Consider the following 18,943-nt stretch of genomic DNA (forward strand, 5'->3'; position numbering starts at 1 on the left):
GGTTCTCCGAGCTTGCAGTTCAAAGTTCAACATGCATCGGCGAATTCGCACCTCCGATGTTGCGCGACATTGCCGTGTAATGTTATTACATCAATTGCGTTATGCTATAACGTGTGCGATAGCCAGAGGCAATCGCCAAAACCGGAATTTTTCGATGCTGAATTTCCGATCGCCAGACGTCACTCCGCTCGTCAGCCTCACCAATGCGGGCGTGCGCCGCAATGGGCGCTGGCTCGTCCGTGGCGTTGAATTTTCGATCAGCCGCGGCGAAATCGTCACCCTGATCGGCCCGAACGGCTCGGGAAAATCGACGACTGCGAAGACCGCGATCGGCGTGCTGAAGCCCGACGAAGGGAATGTCGAGCGGATGGCCGGGCTCAAGGTCGGCTACGTGCCGCAAAAGCTTGCCGTCGATTGGACCCTGCCGCTGACGGTCGAGCGGTTGATGACTGTCACCGGGCCGTTGAAGGGACGCGAGATCGAGGAGGCGCTGGCGTCGACAGGCATGCTGCATATGGCCAAGGCCGAGGTGCAGCACCTTTCCGGCGGCGAGTTCCAGCGGGCGCTGCTGGCGCGCGCAATCGCCCGCAAGCCGGACCTGCTCGTTCTCGACGAGCCGGTCCAGGGCGTCGATTTTTCCGGCGAGATCGCGCTTTACGAACTGATCAAGCAGATCCGCAACCGCACCGGCTGCGGCATTCTGTTGATCTCGCATGATCTGCACATCGTCATGGCGGAGACCGATACGGTTGTCTGCCTGAACGGCCATGTCTGCTGCCGCGGCACGCCGCAGACCGTCAGCCAGAGCCCGGAATACCTGAAGCTTTTCGGGCGGCGGGCGGCCGGCGCACTGGCCGTCTACAGTCACCACCACGACCATACGCACCTGCCGGACGGGCGGGTGCTGCACGCCGACGGCAGCATTACCGAGAGCTGTTTCCCGGGCGATGGCCATCATCAATATGACGAGGCTGAAAACGTCCACGACCACGATGCGGACTGCGGCTGCGGCCATCACACGCGGCTGCACGGATATGAGACGGCGGAGAAGCGCGATGCTTGACGATTTCTTCATTCGCGCGCTCGTCGCCGGCATCGGGATCGCCATGATCGCGGGACCGCTCGGCTGCTTCGTCATCTGGCGGCGCATGGCCTATTTCGGCGACACGATGGCCCATTCGGCGCTGCTTGGCGTGGCGCTGTCACTGCTTCTCGAACTCAATCTGATGGTCAGCGTCTTCATCGTCGCTTCGGTCGTCTCGCTGCTGCTTCTCTTCCTGCAGAAGCGCGGCGCGCTGTCGACCGACGCCCTGCTCGGCATCCTGTCGCACTCGGCGCTGTCGATCGGCCTGGTCATCGTCGCCTTCATGACCTGGGTCCGGATCGATCTCGTCGGCTTCCTTTTCGGCGATATCCTCGCGGTTTCGGAGGCCGATATCGAGATCATATGGGGCGGCGGCATTCTGGTGATCTTCGCACTTATCTATCTGTGGCGGCCGTTGCTTGCCTCGACCGTCAACCCGGAACTGGCGGAGGCAGAGGGGCTGAAGCCGGAACGCGCCCGGCTCTTCTTCATGCTCCTGATGGCGCTGGTGATCGCGATTGCGATGAAGATCGTCGGTATTCTCCTCATCACCTCGCTGCTGATCATTCCGGCGGCGACTGCGCGCCGCTTCGCCAGGTCGCCGGAAGTCATGGCCGTTTTTGCCTCGCTGATCGGCGCCGTTGCGGTTGCCGGCGGTCTGTTCGGTTCGCTCCACTGGGACACCCCATCCGGACCGTCAATCGTCGTTGCTGCGCTGGCGCTTTTCGTGCTGAGCCTGCTGCCTGTCGGTCGGCTGGAGCGCGCGTCACATTCTTCGCATGGAGGAAACTGATGGGTACGCCCCAATTGACGAAAAACCAGTCGCTGGTGATGGGGGCGCTCGCTCATTCGGACGGACCATTGAGCGCCTATACGATCCTCGACAAGCTCAGGGATCAGGGCTTCCGGGCGCCGCTCCAGGTCTATCGCGCCCTCGACAAGCTTCTGGAATACGGTCTCGTCCATCGACTGGAAAGCCTCAATGCCTTCGTGGCCTGCTCCTGCCCGCATGACCATGAGCATGACCACGGCGTCACCGCCTTCACCATCTGCGAGGGCTGTGGGCAGGTGACCGAGTTCCATGACGAGGCGATCGAACAGCGACTGTCGACGCTGGTTCGCGCCCAGAGCTTCAAGACCGAGAAGACGACCATCGAGATCCGCGGTCACTGCAAGAGCTGCGCCTGAGCTTCATTCAATAAGCAGCAAACCGCGCTTGTGTTCGCCGTCCAATGTGTCGACCGCCGAATAGAGCTTTTCGCGCGGGACGAGCCAGGGCCTGAAGCGTTCGTTCACGTCCAGCACGAAAACCAGGTCCTCCGCCTCGAGATAGCCGCCGAGCGGCGAGTGATGGCCGACGCCCGCGCCGAAGATTGCCTCTCGTGAAAAGTTGACGATATAGCGCTTGCGCGGATCGTTGCTCGCCCGCAAATGGCGTCGAAACTCGTCCGGCGTCAGATCGCGCAACACGGTCACACGGCGATCCGTGTGGGCTCTCGCCACCTCGGCGAGTTCGTCGAGCGTGAGCCCCATCCAGCAGAAACCGAGGCGGCACCAGCCGGTCCCCGCGAGAACCTCGGCTTCGCTCGTTTCCCCTTCTCCGATGGAACGAAAGAGGTTGGCGACGCTGGCCGGGCCGCAGAAGGAGCCATTTGCCTGCCATGTCAGACTTCGTTCGTAGCTCAAGGCGACCGGCAAGCTCCGGGCGCGGTTCAGCAGTTCCGGTGATTGGTCGACCGAGGCGCGGATCGCGGCAGGCGAGACTTCGGCCGGCCGCAATGCGTACGCACCGCTGAGGATGGCGGCGAGACCGATTACGGCACCGACGAGAAGTCCACGCCTCATTGCTCTGATCTCTGAAGTAGTGGCCCGAGCATAGCGCAACGCGCTCACAGCGCCCATGCCTCGTTCTGCTTGAACCAAGCAGGCTTAATCTAGCCGGTTGAACTGTGCGGCGTAACGCTGCCAATTCTTCACATAATGTTCGGCCGAGCGCTTCAAGCCTTGCACGGCTGCGTCGTCGAGCGTCCGGATCACCTTGGCCGGTGCGCCGATGATCAGCGAATTGTCGGGATATTCCTTGCCCTCGGTGATCAGCGCATTGGCGCCGACCAGACAGTTGCGGCCGATCCTGGCGCCGTTCAGGATGGTGGCACCCATGCCGATCAGCGAATTGTCGCCGATCATACAGCCGTGAATGATCGCTCTGTGGCCGATCGTGCAGCCTTCCCCGATCGTCACCGGGAAGCCCGGATCGACATGGACGATCACCGCCTCCTGGATATTGGTGCGTGCGCCGATGCGGATCGGCTCGTTGTCGCCCCGCAATGTCGCGCCGAACCAGATGCCGACCTCATCGCCGATCTCAACCTGGCCGATGACATTGGCGTCCGGCGCCACCCAGTAACTGCCTTGCGGCGGCGTGGTCGGCTGCAGCGGACCGAGCGCGTAGAGTGGCATGACTCATTCCTTCTGCTTGTAGCGCCGGGTGCGCGGCTTTCCCCTATCCGGGAGCGACTAAACGACTTTGACCGAGAGCGCCGCGACCCCATCGACACCGCACGTAACGATGTCGCCGCGCTGCACGGCGCCCACGCCGGCGGGCGTTCCGGTCATGATGATGTCGCCGGGGGCCAGTGTGAAGAGGCGCGAGAGTTCGGCGATAATCTCCGGGACCGTCCAGATCATTTGGCCGAGATCGCCCTGTTGGCGCGTCTCGCCATTGACCTTCAGCCAGATATTGCCGCTCGTCGGGTGGCCGACCGCCGTCGCCGGGACGATCGCGGAAATCGGCGCGGAATGCTCGAATGCCTTGGCCGCGGTCCAGGGTCGGCCGGCCTCCTTCGCCTGCGCCTGCAGGTCGCGGCGCGTGAAATCGATACCGACTCCATAGCCATAGACACGCGCGAACGCTTCATCGATGGGGATATCCGCTCCGCCGTTTCCGAGGGCAACGACCAGTTCCACCTCGTGGTGTACATCCGACGAGAGCGGCGGGTAGGGGAAATCCTGGCCGGGCGGCAACAGGTTGTCAGCATTCTTCTGGAAAAAGAACGGGGCTTCGCGCTCGGGATCGTGTCCCATCTCGCGCGCATGGGCGGCATAGTTGCGGCCAACGCAATAGACCCGCCGCACGGGAAAGCCGACCGGGCTTTCGGAAATCGGCAAGAGGATAGGCGGTGAGGGCGGTATGACGGTGTCCATGGTCGTCCGGTTCTCGCATGACCCAGGCTGGCCCGAGCAAAAGAATTATCAGGGCGAAAGATTTCTGCGGGAAGTCGAAACGCTACAGCGACCTACCATGCCGGTGTTGACGGTTGGTGCTGTAGCGATTCTTTTGGGTGGGACGTTAGCAGCCGGACGGGCTCCGGCAAAAGGCAAACTTATGCCGAGGATGATTTATTGGCCACGCGCGGTCTGCTGTCAGGCGCAGCGGGCATAGGCTTCAAGCTGGTCGCGGGTCAGAAAGCGACCGTCGGACCGCGAGTTGAGTTCCGGGTGGCTGTATTCGAGGCTCGGTACTTCGGGAAGTTCAAGGGCCTGGCGTACGGTCATGATGCCGATGTCCTTGCGGCCGGTTTCGCGCTTCATGCTGACTTCGACGATTCGTCGGAGATTGCTCTCTCTCATCATGATGTCTCTCCCGTATTATTTTCTTTTCCCTTTTGATCCGGAGTTAAACACTCCGAACTTGTTCTTTGTGAGGCACCTCAGAATATACGTGCTTTAAATGAACGCTTCACGACAGAAATCTGGCGGTTTCGCGGAGATTTCCGTGTCATTTCAAGATCGGCCGGAAATCCGGCCAGGCCCAAAGGCATGCTGATGACTTAAAGCCTGCGCCATAGCTTATATTAGAAACGACTCTGATCTTCAAGCAAAGCCGCGCGCAGATGCTATTAATACTATTTATCCAGGTGCGAACTACCTATTAATAATATAATTCCTGCCTACTGAGGCGTTTTTCGGTAGGCATATAGCAACAATAGACGTCCCAGCGTACACAGACGCTGAACACTGGCTTGCTGGCGGCGCGTCTCTCCGGTCAATGAGCCGACAGGTGCGCTTCCTCGACCGCGAAAATGAACAGCCTGCGAGCCTCGTCAGGAGTCCGCCGACCGCATATTGCCGCGCGGCAGGCGCTGCGCGCTGCGACGTAATAGGGCCCACGGTGGGGCCACTGGCCCGCGAGGCACGCGAGCGCATCGGACGGCCCATTGACCACACGCACGTCGCCGCCGGTCAATCCAAGCTCGATCGGACGGTTCCACAACATTTTATGCATGCTTCTCCTCCTGGGGTGCGATACACCGACAAGTCCCGGAGCACCGCGATTTCGGTACAGACAGCCGGGTGGAGGGCCCCCTCGCGCGCTGCTCCTCCCGCATTTCGGGTTTCAATGCAAAAACGTCGCCGGCCACGGCCCGGTTCCGCGCGTTGTCTGCGGGCGCCAGCCGGGCGAGGGTCTTCAATCTAGCGCATGATTTTCCGTTTGTCCGCAATTTCGCGAAGTCGGACTTGGGTATTGGTGCGCAATGCTGGCGAGGGACTGGCCGGGCGTTGCCGTATCTTCGCCAAGCCCCCGATTCCCTATCCAGGGTTGTTCCCGTTCGCGACGCCTTTTCTTCGCCCCTACGGCTCACAAGCCCCTTAAATGGCGGGGTTTCAAGCACTTGATAGCCGGCCTATATCTTTTCTGCTGGGGAGGCTGAAATGATAGAGGTTGCAGATATTCGTTTGACCTGGTTGCCACTGCGCAACGGGACCTATTGTGCAATGCTGGGCCGGCATGAAGTCGCCTTCGTCATGAAACGCGAGACGATGAGCGACTGGGCTTGGCGGATATCCCATTGTAACGGCACCAACAATCCGAGCTTCCATTATGCGTCGACGCTCGAAGGCGCCAAGGCGGCGGTACTGGCCGGCGTCCAGGAGTGGTTTCGCCAGGCCGGATTTCGGTAGCGCGAGACATCCCGCCGCCTCACCGATGCGGGTTATTCAACCCGGCGAACGAGCCTCCGCGGCACGTCTGTTTTCTCCGCACGCATGCCAGCTAGCATTTGCGTGCGCACTGAACGGCCGCGCCATCTCGCTTTATTTGGATCGGCACAGTATAAGGCCGCGTTCCGCCTGGTGCTTATGCTCGGATCCCGCGCTCAATTCGACGCTACACGTGTCGTCAAATTGGCTCTGCCGTATACGGGGGAAGCGGGCAAGAGAATTGAAGAGAATTGACCAGACCATGAGAGAGACGTCGCAAACGGTCGAAACGTCTGAGAAGGGCCGGTACTTCAAGGCGCCGGTCTTTGCCGTTGCACCGATGATCGACTGGACGGACCGTCACTATCGCTTCTTTGCGCGGCAGCTCTCGCGCCATGCGCTGCTCTATACGGAGATGATTGTCGCCGATGCGATCCTGCGCGGCGACAGGAATAGGCTGCTCGGCCATGACGCCTCGGAGCACCCCGTCGCGCTGCAACTCGGCGGCAGCGATCCGGCGAAGATGGCAGAGGCGGCGCGGATCGCCGAAGGCTTCGGCTACGACGAGATCAACATGAATGTCGGCTGCCCCTCGGACCGGGTGCAGTCCGGCACCTTCGGCGCCTGCCTGATGCAGGACCCGGCGCTGGTTGGCGAATGCGTGGCGGCGATGAAGGCGGCCGTGACGATCCCGGTCACGGTCAAGTGCCGCATCGGCGTCGACGACCAGAATCCGGAGGTGGCGCTTCGCGCGCTCGTCGCCCGCGTCAAGGAGGCACGCACGGATGCCGTCTGGGTGCATGCCCGCAAGGCCTGGCTGCAGGGCCTGTCGCCGCGGGAGAACCGGGAGATCCCGCCGCTCGATTATGGGCTCGTGCATCGACTGAAGGTAGAAAATCCGAATCTTTTCATCGGCCTCAATGGCGGTCTTCAGACACTGGATCAAGCGCTCACGCATCTTGATCCGCGACTGCTCCCTGCGTCCGCACCGGGGCTTGCCGCGGCCGAGGCGGCAGACGGAGCGCCGCTGGACGGAGTCATGCTCGGCCGCGCCGCCTACCACGACAGCGGCCTGCTCACGGCCGCGGATGTCTATTTCGCCCACCCGCTGACCGGCGCCGCAGCCGCGCCGCTCAAGCCGGAAGCCTTTTCCGATCGCCACCATTGCCTGTCGCTCGCATTCTGGGCGGACATGCGCGACGCCATGGCGGCCTACGCGGCCGCCCATATCGAAAATGGCGGCCGGCTGATCCATGTCACCCGCCACATGGTCGGGCTGTTCCAAGGCTGGCCCGGCGCCCGGCGCTATCGCCAGATTCTCTCCGCCGACGCCACCCGCAAGAGCGCCGGCCCGGAGGTGATCCATGCCGCCTTCGACGCGGTGTTCGAGGCGGTCATGGCCCGCCAGGCGGCGGAATAGGGCTGTAGGCCGAGCCCAGCAAGGGGCATGGCGGGTCCCTTGAGCGACCGCGCTGTGGCAAACTTCCCCCCAACGAAAAACGGCGCCTCTTGCGAAGCGCCATCTTTCATAATCCGATCTGAACGTCCGGCTTAGATAGCCTGGAGGTTGACCGCCTTCGGGCCCTTGCCCATGCGGTCCGGCTCGGTGTCGAAGCTGACCTGCTGGCCGTCCTTGAGCGTCGCGAGGCCGGCGGCCTGAACCGCGGAGATGTGGACGAAAACGTCCTTCGCGCCGCCATCCGGCGTGATGAAACCAAAACCCTTGTCCTGGTTGAAGAATTTTACGATGCCCTTGGTGGCCATGGAAGAAGTCCTTTTCCTTCAGTCTGTCTTTGCCGCAACCCAGCGCTTCAATAGCACGCCTTGGCTGCTTGAGGTAGTGTGTTCGTGCCCCTAAAAGGAAACGAACATGTCGTCTTCAGCGTCTCCCTAATTGGTCCCGATCCAGGGAACCATGTAGGGTGCTGAAAGGCGTCGAGTGGTCACGATTCGGGGAAAAGACGTCTACGATGCCGCTTGCGGCAGTCCCGGTCTTGGCCGGGCTCAAACGAAAGTCCAGTCTCCGGGATTGAAATCGCCCGAACGGGGTTAGGAGTGGCAGTATTTCGGGGAAAAGGCAAGCGAAGAGTTCCGGCTGTCGCAGTGTCCGCGCAAGGCCGTGCTATGTCCGGTGTTTCTGGAAGTCGAAGTGACGGACAAATGTCGTGGATTGCCTCGTTTCGACCACAATTTCGTCTCGACGCTGGGCTGAGCGTGGCGCGTCTTCTCGCATCCACTGGACTTGCTGCTGGCACAGCGAACCGGTAGGTCTGAACCGGACAGAAAATTGCAAGTCGACGAAAGCAGGTGGCCGTGATCGATCCCTATGCCCTCCTTGGAATTGAGCGCGACGCCGACGAGCGGGCGATCCGGGCGGCCTATCGCCGGGCGGTGAAGACAGCCCATCCGGACCGCGGCGGCGATGCCGAGCAGTTCGGCAAGCTGCAGGCGGCCTATGATCTTCTGAAAGATCCGGTGCGCCGCAAAGTCTATGACGACACCGGCTACGATCCGCAGCTCGTCGATCCCAAGCAGCTCAAGGGCCTGATGATGTTGGAGACACTCGTCAACGATTTCATTCTCGACCTGCGCGAGCCCGGCAGCTTCGACCCGGTGGCGGCGATGCGGCGCAAGCTCTCCGACGACATCGTCAAGACCCGCTTCCATATCCTCGAACTCGAACGCCACCGCTCGCGCGTCCGCAAGCACCTGGACCGTCTCGGCCGGCGGCCGGACACCGACGTGCTCGGCTCGATGCTGCGCGCCCGCAGCCAGTCGATCAGCGACGCGATCAAGAATGCCGAAGCGCAGATCGAGATCATCGAGGAGGCTTATGCGATGCTGGAAGGCTATTCGTATGAGATGGAGCCGCTTCAGGTGGAGGCACGGGCGGCGGAGTAGTCCAAGCATTCTGAGGAATCGTGACGCCGCGGTCCCTTTGTCAGCTTCCACTGGCGGAACGGCAGCGGTCGGCGCCAAGCATAGCCAAGACTAGAGCAAACGAGCGGGCGAAAAAGGGCCGGATCCTTCATTTCCGGCGGGACCGGCAGGACGGGAGGAGCTGTGGCTTTGCTTCTCCCAATCCGAGGGGAGGGTTTTGGTCGCGCCGGTTGGGTGAGCCGGCGCGACTAGTTTATAGGTCATTGGCAGCGAGCGCTGGGATACGCTCGTCGAAACTACGCTAATGGTTTCGTCCAGATCCTGGGTTCACTTGCCTTAATCCTGGTTACCCGGTCCGGGGTCTCGGTTGTCCCTGTTCCGATCCTGGCCGCCCTGGCCCCGATCCTGCCCGCCCTGGCCGTGATCTTGGCCGCCGCCACCGCCGTCATTGCCGCCGTCATTGCCGCCGCCGCCGCCGTCGTTGCCGCCGCCGCCCCCGTCATTGCCGCCGCCACCGCCGTCATTGCCGCCGCCGCCGCCGTCATTGCCGCCGCCGCCGCCGTCATTGCCGCCGCCGCCGCCGTCATTGCCGCCGCCGCCGCCGCCGTTGCCGCCGCCGCCGCCGCCACCGCCGCCGCCGCCGCCGTTACCTCCGCCTGCGGCGGGGCCGCCGCCGCCGGCGTTAGTCGTTGAGAACGGATTGGTGGGCGTGATTACTGCCGTGGCCAAAGGCGGACATTGCGCGATCTGCGCGGACGTGAGGATGTCGGTTCGGTTCTCCGCCGCGCAGCAAGCCGCAAAGTTCGCGTCTGTAAGGGGGCTGCACTGTTGAGCCATAAGGATGGGACCATCCTGGCTTTGTGCCGGAACCGGGGCCGATGCAATAAATCCAGCCGAAACCAGCGCCAGGCCGGTGCTCGTTAAAAATGTCTCCAAGATGCGCATCTTCGTTCTCCCTAAATTAGATGGCACTGAAATTCGCAATTTGCGGGAATGTTCCCTATAAAGTTAGGGTTTTTGGCTGCGTGAGGACGGGAAAACGGGGTGGGCGCGTAAATTGACCTGGAAAATGATAGGGTGTAGCGCGTGAGTACACGTCTTCTCACGTTGCGCTTGTGTGCCGATCGATCGGTCGGGCGGCGGAGGAGGAGGGGCATCCCCCTGACTAGCGCGAGTGTCTAGGCAAGCTCCAGCTACCTTATGGTGAGTCGAGTTTTCGCTCAGTTTGTGTTAGAGCCGGCATGTCAAAGCGGATTGTCCATATAGGGAAAAGCGTGCTCTACCAGCTTCCCATTGGGGTTGATCCAGAAAATACTGACGTTGTGCTAATGCAGGCGATGCATAATTCTGGCGCAAAAAGGGGCGAAGTGGCCCATTCATTTAAGGTTCGACGCAACGATACTCTTGCTGATGTGATGGCTTAAGTTGACACAATTGAGAACCTACTCGTCGGCTACGATCAGGCTGCTGCCGTGTATATCTACACGTATGCGTGCGAGCGCGTTGTAAGTACCCCCAAGACTCGGCTGAACGAGACTTCTATTAGTCTGGGGAGGTTTTTCCGTAAATGTAGTGAAAAATGGGTTCGTGAAAATCGAGTCCATCGATCCACTACCGCCCCGGCCGCCCCGTTTTTCCTTTCGTTCGGCCCTTCTGCCGCTTCTCGTCCGCTTGGTCCTCATAGGAGCCGATGCCGGGTTTGGCGCGGGTGAGGATCGGCTTTTCCGGAACGTGGCCAGTGATGGGCTTCTCGGTCCGCCCGACGGTCATCTCGTTGAGGGTGTTTTTCCTGAACAGCGATTGCCCTTCCGACTTGCGGCCCGCGGGGACCGCCACGTCGCGGCCCATTTCGTCGAGATCCGGCTTGCGGAAGAGCGGGCGCTCGGTGTCGGTGCCCGGGCCCATGTCGTCGAGGGAGGGTTTCTGGAAGTAGCCGGTGGACGAGGTACCCCCCTCCGTCCTGCCGGACATCTCCCCCGCAACAGGAGAGCTCGGGCTGGGGGCGCTCTTCGTACCCCGTTTCCCGCTCTCTTGCGACTTCGCCTCTTCTCTTGCCATCGGATCGTCGAGGACCGCGAGTTCGGCGGCCTTGAGGCGTTTGATCTCGTCGCGCAGCCGCGCGGCGGTTTCGAAGTCGAGGTCGGCGGCGGCATCGCGCATCTGTTTTTCCAGCGCATTGAGATGCGCCTGCAGATTGTTGCCGACGAGGTGGCCGCCATCCGCAAAGCCCTTGCCGGAGACGCCGGAGATGTCGGCACGGACGTGGTCGCGCTCGTAGACCGAATCGAGGATATCGGAGATCCTCGCCTTCACCGATTCCGGCGTGATGCCGTTCTCGAGGTTGTAGGCCATCTGTTTCTCGCGACGGCGGGCGGTTTCCTCCATCGCCCGGCTCATCGAGCCGGTGATCGTGTCGGCATAGAGGATGACCTTGCCGTCGACATTGCGGGCGGCGCGGCCGATCGTCTGGATGAGCGAGGTTTCCGAGCGCAGGAAGCCTTCCTTGTCGGCGTCGAGAATGGCGACGAAGCCGCATTCGGGAATGTCGAGGCCCTCGCGCAGCAGGTTGATGCCGACCAGTACGTCGAAGGCGCCGAGGCGGAGATCACGGATGATCTCAATGCGCTCCAGCGTGTCGATGTCGGAGTGCATGTAGCGCACCCGGACGCCCTGCTCGTGCAGATATTCGGTGAGGTCCTCGGCCATGCGCTTGGTCAGCACCGTGACCAGCGTGCGGTAGCCGGCGGCGGCGGTCTCGCGAATTTCCCCCAGCACATCGTCGACCTGCGTCTTGGCGGAGCGCACCTCGACCGGGGGGTCGATCAGGCCGGTCGGGCGGATCACCTGCTCGGCGAAGACGCCGCCGGACTGCTCCATCTCCCAACCGCCGGGCGTCGCCGAGACGGCGATCGTGTCGGGTCGCATCGCGTCCCATTCCTCGAAGCGCAGCGGCCGGTTGTCCATGCAGGAGGGCAGGCGGAAGCCGTATTCGGCCAGCGTCGCCTTGCGGCGGAAGTCGCCGCGATACATGCCGCCGATCTGCGGAATGGTGACGTGGCTTTCGTCGATGAAGATCAGCGCATTGTCGGGAATATATTCGAACAGCGTCGGTGGCGGTTCGCCGGGCCTGCGGCCGGTCAAGTAGCGCGAATAGTTCTCGATGCCCTGGCAGGAGCCGGTGGCCTCGAGCATTTCGAGGTCGTAGCGGGTGCGCTGCTCGAGGCGCTGCGCCTCCAGCAGGCGGCCGGCGCGCTCCAGTTCGACCAGGCGTTGCGCCAGCTCCTCCTTGATCGCCTTCGTGGCGGCGTTCAGCGTCGGCCGCGGCGTCACATAGTGCGAGTTGGCGTAGATCTTCACCGATTTCAGGTCGCCGGTCTTCTGGCCGGTCAGCGGATCGAACTCGGTGATCGCGTCGATCTCGTCGCCGAACATCGAGATGCGCCAGGCGGCATCCTCCAGGTGGGCCGGGAAGATCTCGATCGTGTCGCCGCGCACCCGGAAGGAGCCGCGCTGGAAATCCATGTCGCGGCGCTTGTATTGCTGCGCCACCAGATCGGCGAGCAATTGCCGCTGGTCCAGCCGGTCGCCGACATTCATCTGAAAGGTCATCGCCGTGTAGGTCTCGACCGAGCCGATACCGTAGATGCAGGAGACCGAGGCGACGATGATGACGTCGTCGCGTTCGAGCAGCGAGCGCGTCGCCGAGTGGCGCATCCGGTCGATCTGCTCGTTGATCGAGGATTCCTTCTCGATATAGGTGTCGGAGCGCGGCACATAGGCTTCCGGCTGATAGTAGTCGTAGTAGGAGACGAAATACTCGACGGCGTTTTCCGGGAAGAAGTTCTTGAACTCGGAATAGAGCTGGGCGGCGAGCGTCTTATTCGGCGCCAGGATGACGGCCGGACGCTGCGTCGCCTCGATCACCTTGGCCATGGTGAAGGTTTTGCCGGAGCCAGTGACGCCGAGCAGCACCTGGTTGCGCTCGCCGGTGGTGAGACCGTCGACGAGATCGGCGATCGCGGTCGGCTGGTCGCCTGCGGGCTCGTAGTCCGATTGCATGCGGATGGCGATGCCGCCTTCAGACTTTTCCGGTCGGGCAGGCCGGTGCGGCGTCCAGAGCTTACCGTCCTTGAACAGCGGATTGCCGCTCTCGATGAGCTTCGCCAACGCATCGACCGTGGCGGTGACGCCGGAGCCCGTCGTCAGCTTGTCGGCATCCTCGAGCGCTACATCGAGGCCGGCGACTGGGTTGAGCCCGGCGGCAGCACGCGTCTTCGGGTCGTGACTGCCGCCCATCGAGGTGCCGCGTGCGGTCTTGCCGCTGATGGTCTTTCCGCTCGCGCTGTCGGCGCGTTGCGCCTTCGCTCCGCGGGGGCCTCGCGTCAGCTCGGACGCCGGTTCGGGCTTGCGGCCTTCGGCCGATCTCTCTTCACCGTCCGAGGTCGCTTTCGATGCGGCAATCTCGACCTTCTTGCGGTGCTTGCCCGCCTTCGAAGCAACCTCGCGCCGGCTCTCGAAGGTCGACGCCTCCGCCTCAGCCTCGAGCTGCTTCACCCAGTCGGAGACGTTGCCGGACAGCGGCGTGCCGGAAAGCGGCGCCTGCGGGGCTTCCCCGAAACCGCTGGGTGTGGACGAATTTTTCGGGGATTTTTTCGGTTTCTGGGCCATGGCGGGGAATATGGACAGAGTCAGGCCGAAAGCCAAGGGGGAAGGAGTACAAAAGGGAAACGAAGCGGATGGATTTTTCGAGGACGGTGGCGTAGAGCCGACAGCATGTGGCAGCTGCTGGTCGCGAGAAATCGTGCGGAAAAAGCAGGGCACATCCGCTCCGGATACGGCGAAGACGCTTGCGAGGAGGACGGCGGCCGGATCATCCTCGGTCACCGATTCGCGTCCTCCCGAGGTCCCAATGCCCTTTGCCGTCAATCCCGCCTATGTCTGGCCGGTGCTGCTGCTGCTCGCCTCCAATGTCTTCATGACCTTCGCCTGGTACGGTCACCTGAAGTTCACGTCCTCGCCACTCTATATCGTCATCGCCGCCAGCTGGGGCATCGCCTTCTTCGAATATTGGCTGGCGGTACCCGCCAACCGCATCGGCCATTCCGTCTATTCGGCGGCGCAGTTGAAGACGATGCAGGAGGTGATCACGCTCACCATCTTCGTCCTCTTTTCGATCTTCTGGCTGAAGGAGCCGATCGGCTGGCATCAACTCGTCGGCTTCGCGCTGATCGCGCTCGGCGCCTCGTTCATTTTCAAGGGCTGAGGCCGGATGAATTGCCCCTCATCCCGCTGCCGCGACCTTCTCCCGCCATCCAGGTAAACTGGTAGAGCAAGGCGCTAGGAAAAGATTGCCGGATCCGGCGCGGGCTCGTCCATGGCTATTCCGCCGGCACGGGCGTAGGCTTCCCGGTACTGTCGAGCGCCACCATCACGAACATGGCGTCGGTAACCTTCTCCATCACATGCGAGAGATAGCGCTGCGCCCAGGCCTCGACCTTGAGGGTCATCGAGGTGCGTCCGACCTTGACGATATCCGTATAGATGCACAGCGTGTCGCCGATCTTCACCGGTAGCGCAAAGGCCATTTCCTTGACGGCGGCGGTGACGACGCGGCCCCGGGCACGTTCGGCGGCGCGGATGCCGCAGGAAAGGTCCATCTGCGCCATCACCCATCCGCCAAATATGTCGCCGGCGGCATTGGCATCGCCGGGCATCGCCAGGGTGCGCAAGGTTAGCTCGCCATTCGGCTTGATCACTGCATTCATGCGGCCTGTCCCCCGTTGTCGACAAAAGGTTTAGCGTATGGCGGGTATCCGAAAAAGAGGCCAGCACCAAATCTCGCACCCTCTCCGGCACGCGCCTTGGTTGCCGAAAAGTTAATCCTGCATCGTAAAATCTAGCAAATCTTTGTTAGGAGCTTCGCAAATTCCTCCCTTTATCCTGCAAGCCACTGAAAGGGAGGCTGGGATGAGACGATTTCGGATTTCGGCGCGGCTTTACGCGCTGGTGGCATTTGCGTTGTTGGTGATGGCGGCGGCGCTGACCTTCGGCGTGGTCCAGGCGCAGGACAAGCTCGTCGCCGAGCGTAAGGCGATGCTTTCGGCGATGAACGACAACGCCGTTACGGTATTCGAGGCCTATCATAAGCAGGAACAGGCCGGAACGCTTTCACGCGAGGAGGCGCAGAAACGTGCCTTGGAAGCGATCAAGGCGATGCGCTACCAGGACAGTGGCTACTTCTGGGTCAACGACATGCATCCGACGATGGTGATGCATCCGATCAAGCCGGAACTGGACGGCAAGGATCTTTCCCAGAACAAGGATCCCAACGGGAAGTTCCTGTTCGTCGAATTCGTCAAGACGGTGCAGGCCCAGGGCAGGGGCTTCGTCGACTACTACTGGCCGAAGCCCGGTGCCGAGGAACCGGTGCTGAAATATTCGCATGTGGCAGGCTTCAAGCCTTGGGGCTGGGTTGTCGGCACCGGCGTCTATGCCGACGATCTGGCGGCCATGTTCCGCGAGCGCGCCTGGCAGGTGGGCGGCATTCTTGCAGCGGCGGCGCTGGCGATCCTGCTGGCGGCACTGGCGATCGTCCGCAGCGTGGTGCGGCCGGTTGAGAAACTGAAGGTCTCCATGCAGGCGATCGCCGACGAAGACGTTTCCTCGGAAATTCCGGAAACGGACCGTGGCGACGAGATCGGCCAGATGGCCAAGGTACTTATGGTACTGCGGGATTCCGTGAAGGAGCGCTTGGAACTGCGCTCGCGCGAAGTCGAGCAGCAGGATCGGCTGAACGCCGAGCGGCGCGGCAATGAAGAACTGCAGCGCTCGACCGCCGCCGCCCAGGCCGAGGCGATGGAAACACTTGGCGCCGCTCTCGAGCGGCTGGCAAGCGGCGATCTCACGGCCGAGGTCGGGCGGATCGCGCCGGAATACGGCAAGCTCAAGCATGACTTCAATGCTGCCGTTGCCGCGCTTCGGGATGTCATCGGGGCGATCTCGCAATCGACCGAGATCGTGCATGGCAGTGCCGGCGATATTTCCGAGGCGGCGAACAATCTGGCGCGGCGGACGGAACAGCAGGCGGCCGCCCTGGAAGAAACGGCCGCGGCGCTCGACGAGATTACCTCGACCGTGCGTCACGCCTCGGATCGCGCCGTCGAGGCGCGCGACATGGTCAACGAGACCAAGGCGAGTGCGGCGAAATCCGGCGGCATCGTCCGTAACGCGATCGATGCCATGGGGCGGATCGAGGATTCCTCGAGCCGCATCAGCCAGATCATTGGCGTCATCGACGAGATCGCCTTCCAGACCAACCTGCTGGCGCTGAACGCCGGCGTGGAAGCGGCGCGGGCGGGCGAGGCGGGGCGCGGTTTTGCGGTCGTTGCCCAGGAAGTTCGCGAGCTTGCGCAACGGTCGGCCGGGGCAGCGAAGGAAATCAAGGGTCTTATCGGCACGTCGGTCAAGGAAGTCGGCGCGGGCGTCGAGCTCGTACGCTCCACGGGTGACGCCCTCAAGGAGATCGAGGCCCTCGTCAACCAAGTGAATGAACAGGTCGCCTCGATCGCCACCGCGGCTCGCGAACAGGCGACGGGTCTCCAGGAGGTGAACACTGCCGTCAACAGCATGGACCAGATGACGCAGCAGAACGCGGCCATGGTCGAGGAAACAACCGCCGCGAGCCAGGTGCTGGCCCAGGAGAGCCGCGAGTTGAAGTCGCTGCTCGAGAGGTTCCGCCTGCGCGACGGCCAAGCCGCCTATGGTCGGGCGGCCTGACACAACAAAATAGAAGACCAATTGCCAGACTGGCCCGCGTTCGAAAGAGCGCGGGTTCTTTGTTTCAACATCATTCTATCCGCAGTTGTATGCAGGGGGTTCGGTTCGCGGAACTTGACGGCACCGTCCATTGCAGGTGAGATCACGCTCGGGAGAGGGCGGCCGTTGCAGTTCGCTCGAGGCAAAGATGATCGCGGAGGATTTCCATGTCGCTTCTCAAGCTTTTCATCTCGCGGCCGACCGCTTCGATCTTGATGGTGATCGGCTTTCTTTCCGCCTGCACGGTCGTCGTCGACGAACCTGGGCCCGCGCCGGTCCGTCCGCCGCAAATGTGTACGATGGAATTCGCGCCGGTCTGCGGCGAACGCGGCAACCGCCTCAGAACCTTCCCCAATGCCTGCAACGCGCGCGCCGACGGCTTTCGCGTCCTTCACCGAGGCGAATGCCGGCCGGATTTCCGTCCGCCGGTGGAGCAGGCCTGCACCCGCGAATTCGCACCGGTCTGCGGCGAGCGCGGCAGGCTGAGGCGATCATTTCCGAATGCCTGTGAGGCGCGCGCTGACGGATTCCGGGTGATCGGGTCGGGCGAATGCCGGCGCAGCGAAGATCCCGCGCCGCCCCAGCAGTTTTGCACGCGGGAATATGCTCCCGTCTGCGGCCAGCGCGGCGGGCGGCTCTCGACCTTTCCAAATGCCTGCGAAGCCGGCGCCGCTGGTTTCCGCATTGTCCATCGCGGCGAGTGCGGTTGAGGAGACAGCGACCCCAGGCAGGACTCGCGCCACTTTTGGTGTCGAGCAAACGCTTCATTTACCACGTTTGCATATAGTACGGCCTGAACCCGTCTTTCTCGGCCGCTTGCCCGCTTGGCGACATAGCGGGGCGCCACGTTTTGATTGCGGGCGGGCGATGGACCGACAAAGTCGTGGCTTTGTCATGGACGAAGGCGGCAATTGGTATGGCGTATGTTTCTCTTCTCCATCGACCGTTGACGGCGCTGCTGCTGTCCATTCCGCTTGTGGCCTGCAGCACTGACGCACTTTCGCCGCCGACCAGGGTCGACGGCGCCTCCCGTGTCGGCGCCATCAGGCCGAGCCGCGTCGTAACCAAACCGGAACAGGCGGCGGCCGCCTATCCGTCGGAAGGGCCGGTATCGACCCTCAGTGACGGGACCGCTGGCGCTGCCGAGCCGCAGGGCAGTCTGCCGATGATCGACAGCCAGCCGGATATGGCTGAGACGCAAGTCGCAAGCGCCGGCCCAATGTCGGTTCCGCCCGAAGGCGTCAATATGGATGCAATGTTGGGCGTCGAGCCGGTCGTCGGCCTGGCGCAGGAGCAGGCCGGTGACATTGCCGAAGGCAACGCCACTCAGCCGGTTGTCGGCGGCATCGGCGAGGACAATGTGCGTCAGCTCGGCGGCTCCGCCGAGCTTGCGCCCGCAGCGGAAGCATCTCCGGGCCACGATCCCGATCTGCCGCCGCTGACGCCGGAGCAAATCTCGCCCGAAGAGCCGACGAGGGCGCGACACGTCACGCCGCAGGCCGGTCGGCGTGCCGAGGAGCCGCAGCAGGTCGCCTTCCTGCCGCGCGCCCGCAATCCTCTCTCGGCGCCCGAATATACAGGCGAAATGCCTCGCTCGGAGATCGCCTGCCGCCAGCGACTGAAGAGGCTCGGCGTCATCTTCCGCGATGTGCCGCGCATTTATAACGGACCGTCTTGCGGCATCGACTATCCGGTCGAGATCAGCGGCCTTTCGGGCAACATTGCCGTCAAGCCTGCGGTGAAGCTCAATTGCCAAGTGACCGAAGCGTTTGCCAAGTGGGTGAAGTACGAACTCGCGCCGTCTTCGCGCTACCGCTACTGGTCCGGCGTCAAGACGATCAAGCCGCTCGGCGGCTATTCCTGCCGGACGATGAACTCGCGCCGCGGCAATCCAATGTCGGAACATGCGCGCGGCAATGCCATCGACGTCGGCAAATTCGTCTTGAAGAACGGCAAGGAGATCGACGTGCGCCGGAAGGGCTTCTTCGCCTTCCGGGAGCGCGGGCTGTTAAAGGCCGTGCGCGCCGATAGCTGCAAGTATTTCCACACCGTGCTCGGCCCCGGCAGCGATCCGTTCCACAAGGACCATTTCCACTTTGATCTGCGGACGCGTAAATCCGGCTACCGGCATTGCGATTAGCGGTCGGCGACACAAAAAAAAGAGGCCGGCGGGGGCCGGCCAAA

The 18,943-nt window shown here is 62.6% G+C and carries 19 protein-coding genes; 10 read left to right on the forward strand and 9 right to left on the reverse strand.

Annotated features, from left to right (window positions below):
- Positions 1-154 precede the first annotated feature (154 nt).
- The 3 genes from CO676_RS09365 to CO676_RS09375 are packed head-to-tail and all read left to right on the forward strand — an operon-like array spanning position 155 to position 2,272.
- The gene (locus CO676_RS09365) at positions 155-1,063 is read left to right on the forward strand and encodes a metal ABC transporter ATP-binding protein (protein ID WP_097520549.1); all 909 of its coding nucleotides are present in this window, start codon (positions 155-157) and stop codon (positions 1,061-1,063) included.
- Positions 1,056-1,877: a zinc ABC transporter permease subunit ZnuB gene (znuB, locus tag CO676_RS09370; protein WP_014764859.1), complete on the forward strand. Its 822-nt coding sequence runs from the start codon at positions 1,056-1,058 to the stop codon at positions 1,875-1,877. The genes CO676_RS09365 and znuB overlap by 8 nt, the downstream gene beginning before the upstream one ends.
- A complete protein-coding gene (locus tag CO676_RS09375; RefSeq protein ID WP_097520551.1) occupies positions 1,877-2,272 on the forward strand; it encodes a Fur family transcriptional regulator in 396 nt (131 codons plus the stop codon). Before znuB ends, CO676_RS09375 begins: the two co-directional genes overlap by 1 nt.
- A 3-nt stretch (positions 2,273-2,275) precedes the next feature.
- Here CO676_RS09375 and CO676_RS09380 read toward each other — a convergent pair whose 3' ends face one another.
- The 5 genes from CO676_RS09380 to CO676_RS09400 all read right to left on the reverse strand — a co-directional run bounded on the left by CO676_RS09380 (position 2,276) and on the right by CO676_RS09400 (position 5,369).
- The gene (locus CO676_RS09380) at positions 2,276-2,929 is read right to left on the reverse strand and encodes a phytochelatin synthase family protein (RefSeq protein WP_097520553.1); all 654 of its coding nucleotides are present in this window, start codon (positions 2,927-2,929) and stop codon (positions 2,276-2,278) included.
- An 84-nt stretch (positions 2,930-3,013) separates the two neighbouring features.
- A complete protein-coding gene (locus CO676_RS09385) occupies positions 3,014-3,544 on the reverse strand; it encodes a gamma carbonic anhydrase family protein (RefSeq protein ID WP_014764856.1) in 531 nt (176 codons plus the stop codon).
- Between the two features lie 57 nt (positions 3,545-3,601).
- The gene (locus CO676_RS09390) at positions 3,602-4,288 is read right to left on the reverse strand and encodes a fumarylacetoacetate hydrolase family protein (protein ID WP_097520555.1); all 687 of its coding nucleotides are present in this window, start codon (positions 4,286-4,288) and stop codon (positions 3,602-3,604) included.
- A 219-nt stretch (positions 4,289-4,507) separates the two neighbouring features.
- On the reverse strand, positions 4,508-4,717 hold the full coding sequence (locus CO676_RS09395; protein WP_012708291.1) for a hypothetical protein: 210 nt from the start codon (positions 4,715-4,717) through the stop codon (positions 4,508-4,510).
- Between the two features lie 412 nt (positions 4,718-5,129).
- Positions 5,130-5,369: a DUF982 domain-containing protein gene (locus CO676_RS09400; protein WP_014764854.1), complete on the reverse strand. Its 240-nt coding sequence runs from the start codon at positions 5,367-5,369 to the stop codon at positions 5,130-5,132.
- A 428-nt stretch (positions 5,370-5,797) separates the two neighbouring features.
- On the opposite strand from CO676_RS09400, the gene CO676_RS09405 reads away from it, so the two are divergent.
- On the forward strand, positions 5,798-6,046 hold the full coding sequence (locus CO676_RS09405; RefSeq protein WP_014764853.1) for a hypothetical protein: 249 nt from the start codon (positions 5,798-5,800) through the stop codon (positions 6,044-6,046).
- 280 nt (positions 6,047-6,326) lie between these two features.
- On the forward strand, positions 6,327-7,484 hold the full coding sequence (gene dusA / locus CO676_RS09410; RefSeq protein WP_097520557.1) for a tRNA dihydrouridine(20/20a) synthase DusA: 1,158 nt from the start codon (positions 6,327-6,329) through the stop codon (positions 7,482-7,484).
- A gap of 131 nt (positions 7,485-7,615) precedes the next feature.
- Here the strand turns inward: dusA and CO676_RS09415 are convergent, their stop codons facing one another.
- Complete coding sequence (locus CO676_RS09415; protein ID WP_014764845.1) at positions 7,616-7,828, reverse strand: cold-shock protein; 213 nt, start codon at positions 7,826-7,828, stop codon at positions 7,616-7,618.
- 549 nt (positions 7,829-8,377) lie between these two features.
- On the opposite strand from CO676_RS09415, the gene CO676_RS09420 reads away from it, so the two are divergent.
- Positions 8,378-8,965 carry a J domain-containing protein gene (locus CO676_RS09420; RefSeq protein ID WP_041415469.1) on the forward strand — a complete coding sequence of 196 codons (588 nt, stop codon included), beginning with the start codon at positions 8,378-8,380 and terminating at the stop codon, positions 8,963-8,965.
- Between the two features lie 315 nt (positions 8,966-9,280).
- Here the strand turns inward: CO676_RS09420 and CO676_RS36985 are convergent, their stop codons facing one another.
- Together CO676_RS36985 and uvrB are read right to left on the reverse strand one after the other, a co-directional pair.
- Positions 9,281-9,673, reverse strand: coding sequence for a hypothetical protein (locus CO676_RS36985; RefSeq protein WP_348628059.1), 393 nt, complete (start codon positions 9,671-9,673; stop codon positions 9,281-9,283).
- 882 nt (positions 9,674-10,555) lie between these two features.
- Positions 10,556-13,612: an excinuclease ABC subunit UvrB gene (gene uvrB / locus CO676_RS09430; RefSeq protein ID WP_097520817.1), complete on the reverse strand. Its 3,057-nt coding sequence runs from the start codon at positions 13,610-13,612 to the stop codon at positions 10,556-10,558.
- A 241-nt stretch (positions 13,613-13,853) separates the two neighbouring features.
- Here uvrB and CO676_RS09435 point away from each other — a divergent pair, with 241 nt between their 5' ends.
- A complete protein-coding gene (locus tag CO676_RS09435; protein WP_014764842.1) occupies positions 13,854-14,207 on the forward strand; it encodes a DMT family protein in 354 nt (117 codons plus the stop codon).
- Between the two features lie 115 nt (positions 14,208-14,322).
- Here CO676_RS09435 and CO676_RS09440 read toward each other — a convergent pair whose 3' ends face one another.
- Positions 14,323-14,709, reverse strand: coding sequence for an acyl-CoA thioesterase (locus tag CO676_RS09440; protein ID WP_097520559.1), 387 nt, complete (start codon positions 14,707-14,709; stop codon positions 14,323-14,325).
- A 202-nt stretch (positions 14,710-14,911) separates the two neighbouring features.
- On the opposite strand from CO676_RS09440, the gene CO676_RS09445 reads away from it, so the two are divergent.
- The 3 genes from CO676_RS09445 (at position 14,912) to CO676_RS09455 (ending at position 18,899) form a co-directional block, all read left to right on the forward strand.
- On the forward strand, positions 14,912-16,720 hold the full coding sequence (locus CO676_RS09445; protein ID WP_097520561.1) for a methyl-accepting chemotaxis protein: 1,809 nt from the start codon (positions 14,912-14,914) through the stop codon (positions 16,718-16,720).
- Positions 16,721-16,926: 206 nt separating this feature from the next.
- Positions 16,927-17,469: a Kazal-type serine protease inhibitor domain-containing protein gene (locus CO676_RS09450; protein ID WP_097520563.1), complete on the forward strand. Its 543-nt coding sequence runs from the start codon at positions 16,927-16,929 to the stop codon at positions 17,467-17,469.
- 206 nt (positions 17,470-17,675) lie between these two features.
- A complete protein-coding gene (locus CO676_RS09455) occupies positions 17,676-18,899 on the forward strand; it encodes an extensin family protein (protein ID WP_097520565.1) in 1,224 nt (407 codons plus the stop codon).
- Positions 18,900-18,943 lie beyond the last annotated feature (44 nt).

The sequence above is a fragment of the Sinorhizobium sp. BJ1 genome, from assembly GCF_002531555.1.
Lineage (GTDB): Bacteria > Pseudomonadota > Alphaproteobacteria > Rhizobiales > Rhizobiaceae > Sinorhizobium > Sinorhizobium fredii_B.